Here is a 16220-nt window from a genome sequence, read left to right as displayed (position 1 = left end):
CGGTCCGTCGCACGGCACCGGGAACACGCCTGGTGTGCTATGGGCGGGGCTGTCCCGGGCGCCCCGCCGCAGCCGGGTCGGATCGACGCTTCGTCGATCGACGCTTCGTAACATGCGCGCATCCGCTTCGGACAGCTGTCAGGATTTCCCTATGCTGTCGACTCTCCCCGTCCTTGACCTGTCCCTCCTCGACGCCGGCCCGGAAAAGGCCGCCGAATTCCGTGGGCAACTGCGCTCCGTGGCCCACGAGGTCGGGTTCTTCTACCTCGTCGGGCACGGCGTTGACCAGCAGCTCACCGACGATCTCCTCGAGGTGTCGCGCCGCTTCTTCGAACTGCCGGCCGAAGACAAGCTGGCCATCGAGAACGTGCACAGCCCCCAGTTCCGCGGTTACACGCGGGTCGGGGGCGAACTCACCAATGGCGACGTCGATTGGCGCGAACAGGTCGATGTCGGCGTTGAACGCGAGCCGGTCGTCTCCCGCGCCGGCCTGGCCGACTACTGGCGGCTCGAAGGTCCGAACCTGTGGCCCGCCGCACTGCCCGAGTTCCGCGACGTGGTCGACCGGTGGATCCGTGAACTCAGCGTCGTCTCCCGGCGGCTGCTGCGCGCCTGGGCGCTCTCGCTGGGCGCCGCGGAGGACGTCTTCGACGACGCGTTCGCTGAGCCGTTCTCGCTGCTCAAGATCGTGCGGTACCCGGGTGAGTCCGATGGAACCGCGAAGCAGGGAGTCGGCTCGCATCGCGACGGAGGGGTGCTCACCCTCCTCCTGGTTGAGCCGGGGAAGGACGGCCTGCAGGTCGAGCACGACGGGGAATGGATCGAGGCTCCGTCGCTGCCCGGCGCGTTCGTGGTCAACATCGGTGAGATGTTCGAGCTCGCCACCGAGGGCTACCTGAAGGCGACCCTGCACCGGGTGCAATCACCGCTGATCGGCACCGACCGGGTGTCGATCCCGTTCTTCTTCAACCCGGGCCTCGGCACCGTGATGCCCCAGCTGACCCTGGAACCGGAGTTGCGTTCCGGGGTGCGGGGGCTGTCGGTCGACCCGACGAACAGCCCCATCCTGGAAACCTACGGCGACAACGCGCTCCGTTACCGGTTGCGGGCCCACCCCAACGTGGCCGAGGTGCACCACGCCGACCTGCTCGCAGAGCCGCGCCGGGCGTCCGTTCTCGGGTAAGAGCGGATGCGCGGCGCGGCGGCCGTGGGTCAGGTGCGGGCCGGCACGAAAACCGGATGCGCCGTCTCAGAACAGCCGATTCATCCGGCATTCGGTGACGTTCGGCGAATTCGTCCGGTTTTCGCCGCCGGCCGGCCGGTGGTGGGCTCGAAGCGGCGTGCCGTGCCTACGGGTACATGGCGACGAAACGGCCGACCACGCCACCGACGCGCAATTTGTCGATCGCCTCGGGAATGTCGGGCTGGGTGATGAGGTTGATCGGCGGGTTCAACTCGCCGGACTTCATCAGCTCATACAGCGCCTCGAGGTCTTCCTTGGTGCCGGACTTGGAGCCCTTGATGGTGAGCTGGTTGATGATGATCGGGTAGGTGTTGATGGTCGCCTCGAGGCGACCCATGCCGACCTGCACGAACGTGCCGAATTCGGCGAGGGTCTCGATGGCGGCGGCCGTGGTGGTGCCGAAACCCGCGTAGTCGACGATCAGGTCGAGGTTCTTGTCCTTGAATGCGTCGATCGAGTCGGCGACGCCGGCCAGGCCGATCTCATCGGCCAGCTTCCGGGTCTCGGGGTTCACTTCGGCGCCGTACACTTCAGCGCCCGAGAGCGCCGCGACGCGAGCGCCGATGTAGCCGAGTCCGCCGAGTCCGATGACGCCGACCTTCATGCCCGCCTTGGCGCCGCCCACGGCCATGATGGCGTGGTAAGCGGTGAGGCCGGCATCCGTCGCCATGGCGCCGAGCTCGAAGGACACCTCGTCGGGAAGCTTGACTAGGTTGTCATTGGTGGCGAGCAGCCGGGGGCCGAAGCCGCCGTCCCACTTGCCGTAGCCGAGGGCGTCGCCGTCGCTCATCACGGGGGCCAGGCCGACTCGGTCGCCGACCTTCCACTCGTCCATGCCCTCGCCGACCTCGGTGATCACGCCGGCGTTCTCGTGGCCCATGGTGCGGGGAAGCTGCGGGAACAGGGGCATCCAGCCGGCGTCGTCCAGGGCTGTGACGTCGGAGTGGCAGACGCCGGCGGCCTTGACCTCGACGACGACCTGTCCGGGGCCCGCGTGCGGTTCTGCGACCTCGTTCAATTCCAGCGGTTTGTTGGTGCCGGTGAACTGCCATGCCTTCATGAGGCATCTCCTTTTTCTATGCGTTTGTATGCTTGCTCACCCGGAAACGGTCCTGGATCTCGTCGGCCCGAAGCCATACCGCAATCATGGACCCATGACCCCTGAAGGACCAGACCAGTACGACGTGTGATCGTGGGCGGCGGCGCCACGGGGCTGTCGGCGGCCCTGGTCCTCGCTCGGGCCCGCCGCCGGGTTCCTGGTCGAGCTGGCTGGCGGCCGCGACATCAGGTCCCGCTGCCTGCTCGTGACGACCGGACTCCGAGACGAACTGCTGCCCATCCCCGGAGTTCAGGAACGGTGGTCGAGGGCGACGGCCTCTCCGGGATCGAACTCGAGGATGGCCGGGTCATCCGCCGGCGCGCCGTCTTCGTGAGGCCGCGGTTCGTTGCCAACAGCGACCTTCTCCGTGCGCTGGGGTGCGCGTTCGAGGAAGCGGGCTGCGTGCTCAGTGACCCGGTCGGTCGCGCCAGTGTGCCGGGCGTGTGGGCCGCCGGCAACGTCGCAAATCCGCGAGCGCAGGTCATCACCGCTGCCGGCGAAGGTTCCGCGTGAGCGATCGCCATCAACAACGACCTGGTCGTGGACGACGTCCAACGCGCCCTGTCGACGAAAAGCCTTGCGCACCGGCACCGCACGTCCTAAAGTACAACCAAATGGTTGCAGGTCAGGAGTCGGACAGCCAAGCGGACCGCGTGTTCCATGCGCTCGCGGATCCAACGCGCCGCGACATTGTGACGCGTGTCGTCCAGCGCGAACTGTCGGTGTCGGCTCTTGCGGAGAGTTATGCGATGAGCTTCGCAGCGGTGCAGAAGCATGTCGTGGTCTTGGAGCGGGCGTCCCTGGTCGTCAAAGAACGTCGCGGGAGGGAACAGATCGTGCACGGGAACGTGGAGACGGTTCGCACTGCCACCCGCCTGCTCCAGAGCTACGAGGAGCTGTGGCGATGCCGCACTGAGGCCATCAGCACCATCCTGCTCGACGCCGTGCTCGCCGAAGACGTCAGGGCGTAGCAGCAGATGACCGCGTTCTCGTTCATCGGCTGGCCGGAGGCCGCGGTCGAGTTCTATCGCGGGCTGGAAGCCGACAACTCGAAGACGTACTGGACCGACAGGAAGAGCGTCTACGAGGACAGCGTGCGCGCACCGATGGAGGCGCTGCTGTACGAACTCGCGGACGAGTTCGGCGCGGGGAAGATCTTCCGGCCGAACCGTGACATCCGCTTCAGCGCGGACAAGTCCCCGTACAAGACCGCGATCGGCGCGCTCATGGAGCACGGCTATGTGCAGTTCTCGTCGCAGGGCATCGGAGTCGGCGCCGGCTACCACAAGATGGCGTCCGACCAGCTCAATCGCTATCGGAGTGCCGTGGCCGAAGACGAAGCCGGCAGCGCCCTGGAGAATGTGCTCACGGGCCTCGCGGGCGCCGGGATCGAGGTCAGGACCCGCGACAGCCTCAGTGGCATCCCGCGCGGGTACCCGAAAGACCACCCGCGGGCCGAATTGCTGCGAAAGAAGGACATCGCCGCCTGGAAGCAGTGGTCGGCCGGCACGAGTTGGGCGCACACCGCGGAGGCGAAGGAGCACATCATCGGCGTTCTCCGCACCTCCCGGCCGCTCGTCGACTGGCTTGACGCGCACGTCGGCGCGTCGATTCTGGAACGCCGCCGCTGACCCGGCGGAGTAAGTTGGCCCCATGGCTGTCACATGGGTTGCGAACGACTTCGGCGGGTTGGACGTTTTCGAGCTGGTCGAAGCGGATGTTCCGGAGCCGGGCCCCGGGCAGGTCACCATCCAGGTGCGCGCCGCGGGGATGAACCCGACCGATTTCAAGTCGGTGGCGCGGGGCACGGACCGGAGCCGCCTGCCGTTCCCGGTGGGCAGCGAGATCGCCGGGGTGATCTCGGCACTCGGCCCGGACACCCGGATCGCCTCGGGCGGCGGGGCGGTGGGTGACGAGGTGCTGGCCTATCGGGTGTCCGGCGGGTACGCGTCGGCCCTGACGGTGCCGGCGAAGAATGTGTTCGCCAAGCCGGCGTCCCTCGGCTTTCCGGAGGCGGCCAACCTGCTCCTCGTCGGCGCCACCGCCGCGGAGATGCTCGACGTTGTCCGCGCCGAAAGCGGAGACACGATCCTCCTCCACGGTGCATCAGGTTCGGTGGGGACGAGCGTGTTGCAGCAGGCCCGCCTGGCCGGGGTGCGAGTGGTCGGCACCGCGAGCCCGGCCAATTTCGAGGTCGTCCGCCGGTTCGGGGGAACACCCGTCGCATACGGCGACGGTCTCCTGGTCCGGGTGCGTGAAGCCACCCCGGGCGGTGTCGTCGCCGCGCTGGATACGGTCGGCACGGACGAGGCGGTCGAGGTGTCGCTGGCGCTGGTGGCCGACCGGAATCGGATTGTCAGCATCGCGGCGTTCGGTCGCGCCGAAAGCGAGGGCTACCGGGTCATCGGGGGAGCGATGCCGGCGAGCGCGGCGTTCCGCGATCGCGTGCGTCCCCACCTCATAGATCTCGCCGGGCGGGGTGACCTTGTCGTGCCGGTCGTCCGCACCTTCCGCCTGGAGCAGGCGCGGGAGGCACTGGAGATTCTCAGCCGACAGCATCCGGGCGGAAAATTCGCGCTGATCCCGGACTAGGGGTCAGCGAGGGTGGTCCGCCAGATAGGACAGGGCGGCGACGACGTGCGCCTGGACGCCCACGGAGAGGGTCGGGTCGATCACCGGGGCGAACGCCGGCGAATGATTGGCCGGGATGTCCTGGGCGACGGTGCCCCTCAGGGCTGTGGCACGGTACGTCTCAGGATCGACTCCGCCGAGCAGCCAGAACGTGTAGGGCACCCCGAACGCGTCGGGGATGCGGCTGAAGTCCTCCGACGCCGTCTGGCGGGGTGCCGGATGCACGGCGTCGGCGCCGAAATGGGCGGTGAAGGCGCTCGTCACCCGGTCGGTGACGGTGGGGTCGTTGCTCGTGAGCGGGAACTGGTCGTAGAACTGGAATTCCGGCTCCCGCGGTGAACCGGCGGCGGCGCATTCCCCGCTGACGATCCGCTTGATGGAGCTGATCACCCGGTCGCGCACCTGGGTGTCGTAGGTCCGGACGTTGAGCAGGAGCGTGGCGCGGTCGGGGATGATGTTGGACGTGGTGCCGGCGTTGAGCGCGCCGACGGTGACGACCGCGAAGTCGCCCGGCTTCGTCTCCCGTGAGACGACGGTCTGCAGTCGCACCACGATCGACGCGGCCAACACGACCGGGTCCACCGACATGTGCGGCATCGAGCCGTGCGCGCCCTGGCCGTGCACGGTGATCCTGAGCGAGTCGCCGGCGGAAAGCACCGGACCCGACGTTGTGTACACGGTCCCCGCGGGGAGCGGCATCACGTGCTGGGCGAGAGCGACGTCGGGTTTCGGCACGGCGGCCACCAGCCCGTCATCGATCATCGCCTGGGATCCGGCGCCGATCTCCTCGGCCGGCTGGAAGAGCGCGATGTACGTGCCGGCCCACGAATCCCGGCCGGCCGCGATCAGCTTTGCCGCGCCCAGCAACGTTGCCACATGCACGTCGTGCCCGCACGCGTGCATGACGCCGGCGACCTCCGACGCGTACGTCAGCCCGGTGGCCTCGGTCACCGGCAGCGCGTCCATGTCCGCGCGCGCCAGGACGACGGGGCCGTCGCCGTTGACGAGAACACCGACAACGCCGGTGCCGCCGATGCGGCTGACCTGGTAGCCGAACGACGTGAGCTTCTCCGCGACCAGCGTGGACGTCGCGTGTTCCTCGAGGCTCAACTCCGGATGCCGGTGCAGCTCGGTGTAGATGTCCCGGAGTCCGACGAGTTCGGACTCGAGGCCGGTCAGGATCTTCTGCGAAGCGCTCACGAACTGTCCTCTCGGCATCCAGGCCGCGACCGTCCGGCTGCAGCCCGTCCCGGGCAAGTCTAGAACTCGAAACGTTCGGAGGACCCGGCGTCCTCGCATCCGCTCATCGCGACGAAATCGCTGCAGCGCTTCAGGGGTCGCAGCGAAAACCGGACGGATGGGTGCTGCGTCGGTGAAAGCCGGACGAACTTGCTCGGAAACCCCGTCGCTTCCGGTTTTCGCGACGCCGGTCAGCCGCCGACGTGGATGACCGGTCGCTGGGCGGGGTCGGGTTCGGTTTCACGGATGATCTCGCGCACCACGGGGGCGGTGTCTCCCCGGCCGAGGAGCAGGTACCGGAACATGTGGACCAGCGGGTTGCCCTCCGACCAGTCGAAGTAGGCGTGGGGCCGGATTCCCGTGGTGTCGCGCAGGGCGAGGAGGAGCGCGGCGATGGCGTTCGGGGCAGCCGGGCTGCTGGTGCGCAGGATCCGGTGGTCACCCACCGCGACTCCGTGGACCTGCAGGATCTCCCGGAACTCCGACGGGTCGACGACATCCACTTCGAGGAACAGGACGTCCGCTCGCCCCGGCACCGGGTTGCTGGACCGCTGCGCAGACTCCTTCTCGGCGTATTCGGCGGAGTCTCCGGCCTGGCGGCGGTTCGCGATGAAGTTCAGCCGCCCGTCATGGGCGATCGAGTCGGAGAGGAACTTCCGGGCCAGGCCGTCGAACTCGATTCGTTCGGCCCGGAGTTCAGTCGTCCTGGTCACCCGCGACACCAGCGACACGATGACGATGCCGAGGATGAACAGCACCGAGATGGCAATCCCGTCCGGCTTCTCGAGCACGTTGTCGACCAGGGCGTAGGCGAGGATGGCGGTCAGCGCGCTGAATCCGATGATCGACCGCTTGCGCCGGCGCCGAAGGGCTGAAATGAATACCGCAACGGCAGCCGACACCATCATGGCGAGGATCCCCGTGGCGTATGCACCCGCCTGGGCGTTGACGTCGGCCTGGAAACCGATCGTGATGATGATGCTGATCGCCGTGTACACCAGCACCACCGGTCGAATCGCCCGGCTCCACTCCGGGGCCATCCCGTACGACGGGAGGTAGCGGGGAACGATGTTGATCAGTCCGGCCATGGCGGATGCCCCGGCGAACCAGAGGATGAGGATGCTGCTGACGTCGTAGACCGTGCCGAACGCGTTACCGAGCAGCCGGTGCGCCAGATAGGCGAGCGCGCGTCCGTTCGCCTCCCCGCCGTCCTGGTACGCCGCCGCGGGGATCAGCACCGTCGTGACGATGCTGCTGGCGAGCAGGTAGACGCTCATGATCACCGCGGCCACCGTCAGGAGCCTCCGCGTGTTGCGGATCCGGGAGGCGAGTCGTTCCGTTGGGGTCAGACCGGATGCCCTGACCAGCGGCATCATGCTCACACCGGTCTCGAACCCGGACAGGCCGAGAACGAGGAGCGGGAAGGCGAGAATGGCCGGCCCGACCAGCCCGGCGAAACCGCCGCCGGTTGACGTGAGGGCAGACACCCAGTGCGACGCCAGCAGCGGATGGGTGACGATCTCCACCATACCGACGATGATCACGACAGCGTTCAAGGCGAGGAACGCCGCCACCAGCGGGATGGCGACGGTGACCGCCTCGGTGAAGCCGAGGAGGAACACGCCGCCGAGGATCAACAGCAGAACGATGGTCACCGCGACGCCGTTGCCGTGCAGGAAGTCAGGAACATACGGGTTCTCGAGGAGGTGGACCGTCGCATCCGCTGACGAAAGCGTGATCGTGATGATCCAGGACGTGGCCACGAACCCGAGCAGCACAAGCACGAACAGCTTGCCGCGCCAGAACGGCAGCAGGCGCTCCAGCATGGCGACCGAACCTTGCCCATGCGGGCTCTCCACCGCCACCCGCCGGTACATCGGCAGCATCCCGAGCAGGGTCAGCAGGACGATCAGTAGCGTCGCGAACGGCGACAGCGCGCCGGCAGCGAGAACGGCGATGGCCGGCAGGTATGACAGCGTGGAGAAGTAGTCCACCCCGGTGAGGCACATCACCTTCCACCAGGAATGCGCCGCGGCGCCGGATTCGATGCTCTCCGGCCCGACCGGCTGGACCGTGTCTTTGAGGAGCCAGCGTGACAGGGCGCTCGCGGACTCCGTCCGCCGGACCGGCCCGGGAACGGTCGGCGGGAAGTCGAACTTTTCTATCGTGCCCACGCTTCACTCCGATGATCAGTGCCGGTCAACACGCGACGGTTAAATCATTCCACTTTCCCCCTCCAGCGGTGGATTCGGCTCCGTTGTGTCCTGGGCCGGCCAGCACAGTGCCCAGAGTGCCGCGGCGGGGTTAGCCTAGAGGCGTGACCAATCCGGTGACCCAGGCTCCACACTTCAGCACGGTCGGAGAGCTGCGCAGCTCCGGCCATGTGCAGAAACCGCTGCGGGTCGAGATTCGCGACAACCTCCTGGACAAGCTGCGCGCCGGCGAGAATCCCTGGCCGGGCCTCCACGGCTTCGAGTCCACGGTCATCCCGCAGCTGGAGCGGGCCCTGATCGCCGGGCACGACGTGGTGTTCCTCGGTGAACGGGGCCAGGGCAAGACCCGGCTGATGCGCACGCTCGCCGGGTTGCTCGACGAGTGGACCCCGGTGATCGACGGCTCAGAGCTCGGCGAGCATCCGTACGATCCGATCACCCACGTCTCGCGTCGCCGTGCCCGGGAACTGGGTGACCGGCTGCCGGTGGCGTGGCGGCATCGTGACGAACGGTATGTCGAGAAACTGGCGACGCCAGACACCTCCGTTGCCGACCTGATCGGCGACGTCGACCCGATGAAGGTCGCGGAAGGTCGCTCGCTCGGCGACCCGGAGACCATCCATTTCGGTTTGATCCCGCGCAGCCACCGGGGCATCGTCGCCATCAACGAGCTGCCGGACCTCGCCGAGCGGATCCAGGTCGCGATGCTCAACGTGATGGAGGAGCGCGACATCCAGGTGCGGGGCTACGTGCTCCGACTGCCGCTTGACGTGCTCGTCGTCGCCAGTGCCAACCCAGAGGACTACACCAACCGCGGCCGGATCATCACCCCGCTGAAGGACCGCTTCGGCGCCGAGATCCGTACCCACTACCCGGCCAGGCTGGAGGCCGAGGTCGCGGTGATCCGGCAGGAGGCCGAACTGGTCGCGGAGGTCCCCGACCACCTGGTTGAAATCCTGGCCCGGTTCACCGGCAACCTGCGCGAGTCGTCGTCGGTCGACCAGCGGAGCGGCGTGTCCGCGCGATTCGCGATCGCGGGGGCCGAGACGATCGCGGCCGCCGCACTCCACCGGGCCGCCGTCCAGGGCGAGGACCACGCCGTCGCCCGTGTCGTCGACCTGGAGACCGCCGTCGACGTGCTCGGCGGCAAGATCGAGTTCGAAACCGGCGAGGAGGGGCGGGAGTCTGAGGTGCTGACCCACCTGCTGCGCACCGCGACCGCCGACACGGTGCGCCAGCACTTCCGCGGCGTCGACTTCGGGCCGCTGGTGACGGCTATCGACAGCGGCGCCATGGTGGCCACCGGAGAGCAGGTGACGGCCCGGCAATTCCTGGCCGGGTTGCCGGTGCTCGGGGAGTCGGAGCTCTACGACGATATCTGCGACCTCCTGGAGGCGTCAGGTGACGGGCAACGGGCCGCCGCGATCGAGCTGGCGCTCGAAGGGCTCTACCTCGCCCGCAAGGTCGGGAAGGACACTGACGGAATCGAGACCGTCTATGGCTAGGACCCGCACTCGCTTTCGCCGCTACAACGGCGGAGACCCGCTCGCCCCACCGGTCGACATCGCTGAGGCGCTCGACGCGATCGGCGAGAGCGTGATGGCGGGTTCATCGCCCGAGCGGGCGATGAACGAGTTCCTGCGCCGCGGGGGACGCAAGCAGACCGGCCTCGACGACCTCGCCCGTAAGGTGGCGGAGCGTCGCCGCGAGCTGCTGCGCCGGCACAACCTCGATGGCACGCTCAACCAGGTCAGGCAATTGCTCGACCATGCGCTGGTGGAGGAGGGCAAACAGCTGGTTCGTGACGCGGCGCTCGACGACGACGAACGTGCGTTCGCCCAGATGCGCCTGGAGAGCCTGCCCGCGTCCACGGCGGCGGCGGTGAGCGAGTTGAGCGACTACTCCTGGCAGTCGCCCCAGGCGCGCGCCGATTACGACACGATCAAGGACCTGCTCGGGCGGGAGTTGCTCGACCAACGCTTCAAGGGCATGAAGCAGGCGATGGAGAACGCCACCGACGAGGACCGCGCCGCGATCAACGAGATGCTCACCGACCTCAACGAGCTGTTGGAGAAACACCGGCGGGGGGAAGACACTCCGCAGGATTTCGCCGACTTCATGGACACGCACGGGGACTTCTTCCCCGAGAACCCGAAGAACGTCGACGAGTTGGTCGACAGCCTGGCGCAGCGTTCGGCCGCAGCGCAGCGGATGCTCAATTCCATGAGTCCCGAACAACGCGAGGAACTGATGCAGCTCTCCGCCCAGGCGTTCGGGACACCGCAGTTGATGCAGTCGCTGGCCCAGCTCGATTCCACCCTCCAGATGATGCGGCCAGGAGAGAACTGGCGAGGCTCAGAACGCTTCGACGGGCAGGCGGAACTCGGCCTCGGTGACGGCACCGGGGTGCTGCAGGACGTCGCCGACCTCGACGAGCTCACCGAGCAGCTCTCCCAGGCCTACCGCGGCGCCCGGATGGACGATGTCGACCTCGATGCGCTCGCCCGCCAGCTCGGCGATGAGGCGGTGGTCGCCGCGCACACCCTCCGTGAACTGGAGAAGGCCCTGCGGGAGAGCGGCACGCTCCGCCGCGATTCCTCCGGGCAGCTCAAGTTGACGCCGAAGGCGATGCGCCAGCTCGGCACCGTGCTGTTGCGCGACATCGCGAAGCGGACGTCGGGACGCGCGGGCCAGCGCGACCTCCGGCAGGCCGGCGCCGCGGGGGAGAGCTCGGGGGCGTCCCGGGCGTGGGAGTTCGGCGACACCGAGCCGTGGGACATTCCCCGCACCCTGCTCAACGGCGTCCTGCGTCGGGTCAGTGAGGGCACGGGCGGTGAGGCGGGCCGGCTGATCGCGGTCGACGACATCGAGGTGGCCGAGACCGAAGCTCGCACCCAGGCGGTGGTCGCCCTGCTCGTCGACACCTCGTTCTCGATGGAGCTGGACGGCAGATGGGTGCCGATGAAACGCACAGCGCTCGCCCTGCACACCCTGATCCGGCAGCGTTTCCGCGACGATCACCTCCAATTGATCGGATTCGGGCGGCTCGCCGAGGTGATGGACATCGAACAGCTGACTGCCCTGGACGCGGTGTGGGCGAAGGGCACCAACCTGCATCACGCGCTCCTGCTGGCCAACCGCCATTTCCGCAGGCATCCCACTGCGCAGCCGGTGCTGCTCATCGTCACAGACGGCGAGCCCACGTCCCACCTGGAGCCGGACGGCACGGTCAGCTTCTCCTACCCTCCGCACCCGGTGACGATCGCGCACACCCTCCGGGAGCTGGACAACTCGGGGCGCCTCGGCGCCCAGACCACGTTCTTCCGCCTCGGGTCCGACCCTGGCCTGGCCCGGTTCGTCGACTCGATGGCGCGGCGGGTCTCCGGGCGCGTCGTCGCTCCCGACCTCGACGACCTCGGCGCCGCCGTGGTGCGGTCCTATCTCGGCTCCCGCAGCTCCGACCCGACGTTCGACACCGGGAGCGGGTACGGCGGATGGTTCGGCGGCCGCGGTTTCTGGGTCGACGACGAGGGGAGCCGGCGATGAATGAGGTGACGGGCTACATCGCGGGCCTGGACGAGCCTGCTCGCTCGACGGTGCGGCAGTTCTTCGATCGGGCCGCGGAGCTGGTTCCACACGCCGAGGAGGGCCGAAGCTACGGCATGGCGGCGCTCCGCTACCGGGGCAGAGGCCTGGTGAGCGTGGTGGCCACCAAGAACGGGTACTCGCTGTTCCCGTTCAGCGCCGAGGTGGTCGCACGGGCGATCGATGATCTGAGCGGGTTCGACTCGACCAAGGGCGGCATCCGCTTCACCGAGGCAGCTCCGATCCCGATGGACGTGTTCGACCGGATCGTGCAGGGCCGTCGATCCGAGATCGACGCGGCACTCGGCTGAATGGCGGCCGAACGCAGCCCGGCCGTCCCGCGAAGAAGGCCCCCTCGGCCTCCCTCGTCGCGGGAGACCCAGGGGGCCTTCGGGTGCGTTGATTTCCTTCTATTCGGGTTAGAAAGACTCAACGCGCTCAACCTACGTCGCCCAGATGGGGGACGCAATCACCCCTAAATGGGGACAGTTTTCGGCCTCCGGAGCTTGTAAGCTCTTCACGGTGCCCTGACTGCTTCTATTCGGGTTAGAAGTATGCAGGGCACCACCTCTGCGCGTCTCGGAGGTCCCGCAGCCCGCCTAGGCTGGGTGCGTGGACCGGTCCCCGCGTAACGCGCGTTACGAGCTTCAGGCGCTCTGTTCCCGCGGCCTCGACTGGGCGGTGGGGCCGGAGCGCACCCTGCCCGACCGGTCGCTGGCGCGCCGCGCCGCCGTGCTTGTGCTCTTCGGCGTGCTCGACCCTGCCCCGGCAGTGTCCGGGGTCGCTGTCGCGCGCGATCTCGACGTGCTGCTGCAACGGCGATCCGACACCATGGGCCACCACGCCGGGCAAATCGGGTTCCCGGGCGGGGGAGTCGAAGCGTCCGACGCCGACCTCACCCAGACCGCGCTCCGCGAGGCCGTCGAAGAGACCGGCCTCGACCCGGCCGGCGTCGACGTGCTCGGTACGCTTCCTCCGCTTGCGATCCCCGCCAGCAACAACCTGGTCACGCCCGTGCCGGCGTGGTGGGCGCGGACGTCCGAGGTGGCTGCCGTCGATCACCGCGAGGCGATCGACGTCTTCCGGATGCCGGTGGCCGACCTGCTGGAACCGGCTCACCGCCAGACGCTGGTGTTCAGGCGCGGCGCCCAGGAGTTCCGCTCGCCGGCATTCACCGTCGGCGACGTGCTGGTGTGGGGCTTCACCGCTCTGGTGCTGGACCGTATGTTCGATGCGATGAACTGGGCCGTGCCGTGGGACCGGGAACGCACGCTCGACCTGCCGCCCGCCGCGCTCGGTCGCTGAGAATCGTTCACCAGGCTTCACCCGGTGCCAGCACCTTCATCCCCACCAGCAGTTTCGTGCTGTAGTCCCACAGCGCCCGGGCCAGCTCCGCATCCTGCGACAGTGGACTCGGCGTCGTCGATGCGCGGCCCGCGAAATAGCCGCCGCTGGTCGTTGCGACCTCCGGCGAGGTGGCGAGGTGGACCACCGTCTCGCTCGCCTTCGCTGGTGTGACCTGCATCGGGCGGGTGAGCCTCAGCACCAGGCCGAACGCGCCGGTAGTGGAGCGGCCGAGGTTGGTGTGCACGAATCCCGGGTCGGCCACGTTCGCGGTGAGGCGCGTGCCCTGGAAGCGGCGTGCGAGTTCGGTGGCGAAGAGCACGGCCAGCAGCTTCGTCGTCTCGTACCGTTGCGACGGTTTGATTCCTCTCCCCGAGGCGAGGGCGCTCACGTCGAGGGTTTTCACGTGCGCATGGAACGACGACGACAGGGTGATGACACGACCCTGCCCGGCGTTTTCCAGCAGCGGCATCAGGAGCATCGTCATCAGGAAACCCGACAGGTAATTCGTCGCGAAGTTGACTTCCAACCCCTCCCGGGTGAGCTCGTGCCGGGCCCGGGAGACCGCCGCGTTCAGGATGAGGCCGTCGAGCCGGTCGGTCACGCCGAACACCTGCTCGATCACGGTGCGGACCTGGTTCATCTCGGCCAGGTCGCCGACCACCGTCTCGATGCCGGCGCCGGGAACGAGCGAGCGAATCCGGGAGAGCGCCCGCTCGGCATGCTCGGCCGATCGCGCGCCGAGCACCACCCGCTGGCCCGCACGCGCCAGTTCGGTCGCGGTCGCCTCCCCGATCCCGCTGGTTCCGCCGGTGACCAGGTAGGTCTTCTTCGACGCGTCCATCGCGCACCCCACTCACTGCGCCATTCGGGCGCAGTGTTAAGACCACACCTGATTCACCCGGTCGTCAACGCGGTTCAGGATCAACGCGGTGCCCGGCGCTTCAGCCGAGCTCCCGCCGCACGGCCGGGAGCACCTCGGTTGCCAGTAGCTCGATCGACCGCAGCGTCTCCGCCTGGCCGAGCCCGCCGAGGCCGACTTGGGCGAGGAATCGGTCGTGCCCGAGAAGACTGTGCTCCCAGAGGATCTTGTCGACGATCTCGGCGGGGCTCCCCACGAACAGTGCCCCGTGCGGCGCCGCCCAGGCATCGAAACCGTCCCGGCTGAGCATGCCGGCGCGCGGCATGTTCTGCCCGATGTAGTCGGCATAGTGGGGATAGAACGTGTCGCGGGCCCGCTGCGAGGTGGTGTCCACGTGGAAGTGGCTGGTGACGCCGACGCGAAGGGTGTCTGGCGCGTGACCGGCCTGGGCCGCACTGGCCCGATAGAGCTGGGTGAGCCGGACGAACTGCTCGGGTGCGCCGAGGATGGCCAGGTACAGGGGAAGCCCGAGGCGCCCGGCCCGCACGACCGATGAGGGCGTGCCGCCGACCGCGATCCAGATCGGCAGCCGCTCCTGCACCGGCCGCGGCCAGACCCCGAGGCCGTCGATCGCGGGCCGGGTGGTGCCGGTCCAGGTGACGACCGGATCCTGGTCGAGCGCCAGCAACAGGTCGAGCCGGTCTTCGAAGTATTCGTCGTAGCGCTGGAGGTCCTGGCCGAACAACGGGAAAGACTCGACGTATGCCCCGCGGCCGACCGTCATCTCGGCCCGCCCCGCGGAGAGCAGGTCGAGGGTGGCGAAGTCCTCGTACACGCGCACCGGGTCAGAGCTGGACAGCACCGTCACGGTGCTGGTCAAGCGGATGCGCGCGGTCTCGCGGGCGATGGCCGCGAGCACCATCTGCGGCGACGAAACCGCGAAATCAACCCGGTGGTGCTCGCCGACGCCGAAGACATCGAGTCCCGCCGCGTCGGCCGTGCGAGCCCACTCGAGCACCTGCTCCAGGCGGTCCCGCGCGGGAACCAGCCCCGCAGCATCCGTCTGCCGGTTCAGCTCACCGAACGTGAACGCCCCGATTTCAAAGGCGCCGGTCACGGGCGTGCGGGCGCCGGGGCCTGGAGCGCTTCGACGAGGAATTCGGACACGTCGGCGAGTTCCTCGCCCGAGATGGAATGGGGGAGCCCCGGATAGACCTTCTCGGTCAGGGTGCTGTGGCCGGGAAGCCAGGCGCTGATCCGCGCGGTGGTCTCGGCGGAGATCACCTGGTCTGCATCGCCGCGTCCGAAGAACACGGGCGGTTTCGTCTCGGCCAGGATCTCGTCGCCGGGGAGGACTGCGTCGAGGGTGAAGCCCGCCAGCACGACGCCGGCGGCGAAGCGTTCCGGCGCCTGGCGAAGCAGCTGGGTGACCATGAGCCCGCCCTGGGAGAATCCGAGCGGGACGACCGGGGTTTCCGGGTCGACGTTGTCCCGCACCCACTGGAGCACGGCATCCGCTGCGGCGATGACCGGGGCGGCGTCCGGCCGGCCGGGGACGGAGATGGGGAACCAGGCGAACCCGCCGGGCGCAATGCCGATCGGCGCGCGGAGCGAAACCCAGTCGAAGCCGGCGGGCAGATACGGCGCCAAGCCGGCGAGATCGTTTTCGTGGGAGCCGTAGCCGTGCATGAGCAGCAGCAGCGGCCTGCCCGCGGCCAGGTCGGACCTGTCGCCGTGGACGGCGACGTCGACCACGGCGCTCACGCCGATTCCCCGGTGGTGTCAGCGGCGCTGGTCGCCCTGTCGTCTGTCGTGCTCATCGTCGTCTCCTGTGCAGTTGGCTCGTGGCGGGTCGCCGGTACCGTCATCTTCCCGGCCATCGTACCAGCTTGGTTGAAGCAACAACTAATTGTCCCTGAGAGGCACGAATCGTCATACGGCGACACGCCGGGCCGCCCGCCGCTCCCTATCATCGGGGTTTGAGATAGATTCCAGCCATCGGCT

At 68.3% G+C, this 16220-nt stretch carries 15 protein-coding genes; 9 read left to right on the top strand and 6 right to left on the bottom strand.

The window, feature by feature from the left end; genetic code table 11:
- Nucleotides 1-151: 151 nt before the first annotated feature.
- Nucleotides 152-1183 (top strand): isopenicillin N synthase family dioxygenase, encoded by a 1032-nt coding sequence (locus AB4Y94_RS04745; protein ID WP_441725458.1) that lies wholly within the window; start codon nucleotides 152-154, stop codon nucleotides 1181-1183.
- Between the two features lie 166 nt (nucleotides 1184-1349).
- Here AB4Y94_RS04745 and AB4Y94_RS04740 read toward each other — a convergent pair whose 3' ends face one another.
- Nucleotides 1350-2303 carry a zinc-binding dehydrogenase gene (locus AB4Y94_RS04740; protein WP_441725455.1) on the bottom strand — a complete coding sequence of 318 codons (954 nt, stop codon included), beginning with the start codon at nucleotides 2301-2303 and terminating at the stop codon, nucleotides 1350-1352.
- A gap of 126 nt (nucleotides 2304-2429) precedes the next feature.
- Between AB4Y94_RS04740 and AB4Y94_RS04735 the strand changes: the two genes are divergently transcribed.
- From AB4Y94_RS04735 to AB4Y94_RS04720, 4 genes are all read left to right on the top strand, one after another.
- Complete coding sequence (locus tag AB4Y94_RS04735; protein WP_441725452.1) at nucleotides 2430-2855, top strand: FAD-dependent oxidoreductase; 426 nt, start codon at nucleotides 2430-2432, stop codon at nucleotides 2853-2855.
- 101 nt (nucleotides 2856-2956) lie between these two features.
- The gene (locus tag AB4Y94_RS04730; RefSeq protein WP_441725450.1) at nucleotides 2957-3313 is read left to right on the top strand and encodes an ArsR/SmtB family transcription factor; all 357 of its coding nucleotides are present in this window, start codon (nucleotides 2957-2959) and stop codon (nucleotides 3311-3313) included.
- A 6-nt stretch (nucleotides 3314-3319) separates the two neighbouring features.
- Nucleotides 3320-3973: a DUF2461 domain-containing protein gene (locus AB4Y94_RS04725; RefSeq protein ID WP_441725447.1), complete on the top strand. Its 654-nt coding sequence runs from the start codon at nucleotides 3320-3322 to the stop codon at nucleotides 3971-3973.
- A gap of 22 nt (nucleotides 3974-3995) precedes the next feature.
- Nucleotides 3996-4934 (top strand): NADP-dependent oxidoreductase, encoded by a 939-nt coding sequence (locus tag AB4Y94_RS04720; protein WP_441725444.1) that lies wholly within the window; start codon nucleotides 3996-3998, stop codon nucleotides 4932-4934.
- Nucleotides 4935-4937: 3 nt separating this feature from the next.
- Here the strand turns inward: AB4Y94_RS04720 and AB4Y94_RS04715 are convergent, their stop codons facing one another.
- Both AB4Y94_RS04715 and AB4Y94_RS04710 read right to left on the bottom strand, forming a co-directional pair.
- Nucleotides 4938-6173 (bottom strand): amidohydrolase, encoded by a 1236-nt coding sequence (locus AB4Y94_RS04715; protein ID WP_441725441.1) that lies wholly within the window; start codon nucleotides 6171-6173, stop codon nucleotides 4938-4940.
- 230 nt (nucleotides 6174-6403) lie between these two features.
- Nucleotides 6404-8386 (bottom strand): amino acid transporter, encoded by a 1983-nt coding sequence (locus tag AB4Y94_RS04710; RefSeq protein WP_441725439.1) that lies wholly within the window; start codon nucleotides 8384-8386, stop codon nucleotides 6404-6406.
- A 155-nt stretch (nucleotides 8387-8541) separates the two neighbouring features.
- Here AB4Y94_RS04710 and AB4Y94_RS04705 point away from each other — a divergent pair, with 155 nt between their 5' ends.
- The 4 genes from AB4Y94_RS04705 to AB4Y94_RS04690 all read left to right on the top strand — a co-directional run bounded on the left by AB4Y94_RS04705 (nucleotide 8542) and on the right by AB4Y94_RS04690 (nucleotide 13315).
- Complete coding sequence (locus AB4Y94_RS04705; protein ID WP_441725808.1) at nucleotides 8542-9930, top strand: sigma 54-interacting transcriptional regulator; 1389 nt, start codon at nucleotides 8542-8544, stop codon at nucleotides 9928-9930.
- On the top strand, nucleotides 9923-11971 hold the full coding sequence (locus AB4Y94_RS04700; RefSeq protein ID WP_441725436.1) for a VWA domain-containing protein: 2049 nt from the start codon (nucleotides 9923-9925) through the stop codon (nucleotides 11969-11971). The genes AB4Y94_RS04705 and AB4Y94_RS04700 overlap by 8 nt, the downstream gene beginning before the upstream one ends.
- On the top strand, nucleotides 11968-12321 hold the full coding sequence (locus AB4Y94_RS04695) for an iron chaperone (protein ID WP_441725433.1): 354 nt from the start codon (nucleotides 11968-11970) through the stop codon (nucleotides 12319-12321). The genes AB4Y94_RS04700 and AB4Y94_RS04695 overlap by 4 nt, the downstream gene beginning before the upstream one ends.
- 301 nt (nucleotides 12322-12622) lie before the next feature.
- The gene (locus AB4Y94_RS04690; RefSeq protein ID WP_441725430.1) at nucleotides 12623-13315 is read left to right on the top strand and encodes an NUDIX hydrolase; all 693 of its coding nucleotides are present in this window, start codon (nucleotides 12623-12625) and stop codon (nucleotides 13313-13315) included.
- Nucleotides 13316-13322: 7 nt separating this feature from the next.
- Here the strand turns inward: AB4Y94_RS04690 and AB4Y94_RS04685 are convergent, their stop codons facing one another.
- The 3 genes from AB4Y94_RS04685 to AB4Y94_RS04675 form a co-directional block, all read right to left on the bottom strand.
- Nucleotides 13323-14198 (bottom strand): SDR family NAD(P)-dependent oxidoreductase, encoded by an 876-nt coding sequence (locus tag AB4Y94_RS04685; protein ID WP_441725427.1) that lies wholly within the window; start codon nucleotides 14196-14198, stop codon nucleotides 13323-13325.
- 100 nt (nucleotides 14199-14298) lie between these two features.
- Nucleotides 14299-15333: an LLM class flavin-dependent oxidoreductase gene (locus tag AB4Y94_RS04680; protein ID WP_441725424.1), complete on the bottom strand. Its 1035-nt coding sequence runs from the start codon at nucleotides 15331-15333 to the stop codon at nucleotides 14299-14301.
- The gene (locus AB4Y94_RS04675; protein ID WP_441725421.1) at nucleotides 15330-15980 is read right to left on the bottom strand and encodes an alpha/beta hydrolase; all 651 of its coding nucleotides are present in this window, start codon (nucleotides 15978-15980) and stop codon (nucleotides 15330-15332) included. The genes AB4Y94_RS04680 and AB4Y94_RS04675 overlap by 4 nt, the downstream gene beginning before the upstream one ends.
- Nucleotides 15981-16220 lie beyond the last annotated feature (240 nt).

The sequence above is a fragment of the Glaciibacter sp. 2TAF33 genome (genome assembly GCF_052114945.1).
In the GTDB taxonomy this organism is placed as follows: Bacteria; Actinomycetota; Actinomycetes; order Actinomycetales; family Microbacteriaceae; genus Cryobacterium.
Note: the sequence above shows the minus strand (reverse complement) of the source record. Positions and strands in the feature narration are given on the sequence as shown.

Coding starts and splice junctions, on each gene's coding strand:
- AB4Y94_RS04745 (WP_441725458.1), top strand. CDS start 152: ATGCTGTCGACTCTCCCCGTCCTTGACCTGTCCCTCCTCGACGCCGGC.
- AB4Y94_RS04740 (WP_441725455.1), bottom strand. CDS start 2,303: ATGAAGGCATGGCAGTTCACCGGCACCAACAAACCGCTGGAATTGAAC.
- AB4Y94_RS04730 (WP_441725450.1), top strand. CDS start 2,957: ATGGTTGCAGGTCAGGAGTCGGACAGCCAAGCGGACCGCGTGTTCCAT.
- AB4Y94_RS04725 (WP_441725447.1), top strand. CDS start 3,320: ATGACCGCGTTCTCGTTCATCGGCTGGCCGGAGGCCGCGGTCGAGTTC.
- AB4Y94_RS04720 (WP_441725444.1), top strand. CDS start 3,996: ATGGCTGTCACATGGGTTGCGAACGACTTCGGCGGGTTGGACGTTTTC.
- AB4Y94_RS04700 (WP_441725436.1), top strand. CDS start 9,923: ATGGCTAGGACCCGCACTCGCTTTCGCCGCTACAACGGCGGAGACCCG.
- AB4Y94_RS04695 (WP_441725433.1), top strand. CDS start 11,968: ATGAATGAGGTGACGGGCTACATCGCGGGCCTGGACGAGCCTGCTCGC.
- AB4Y94_RS04685 (WP_441725427.1), bottom strand. CDS start 14,198: ATGGACGCGTCGAAGAAGACCTACCTGGTCACCGGCGGAACCAGCGGG.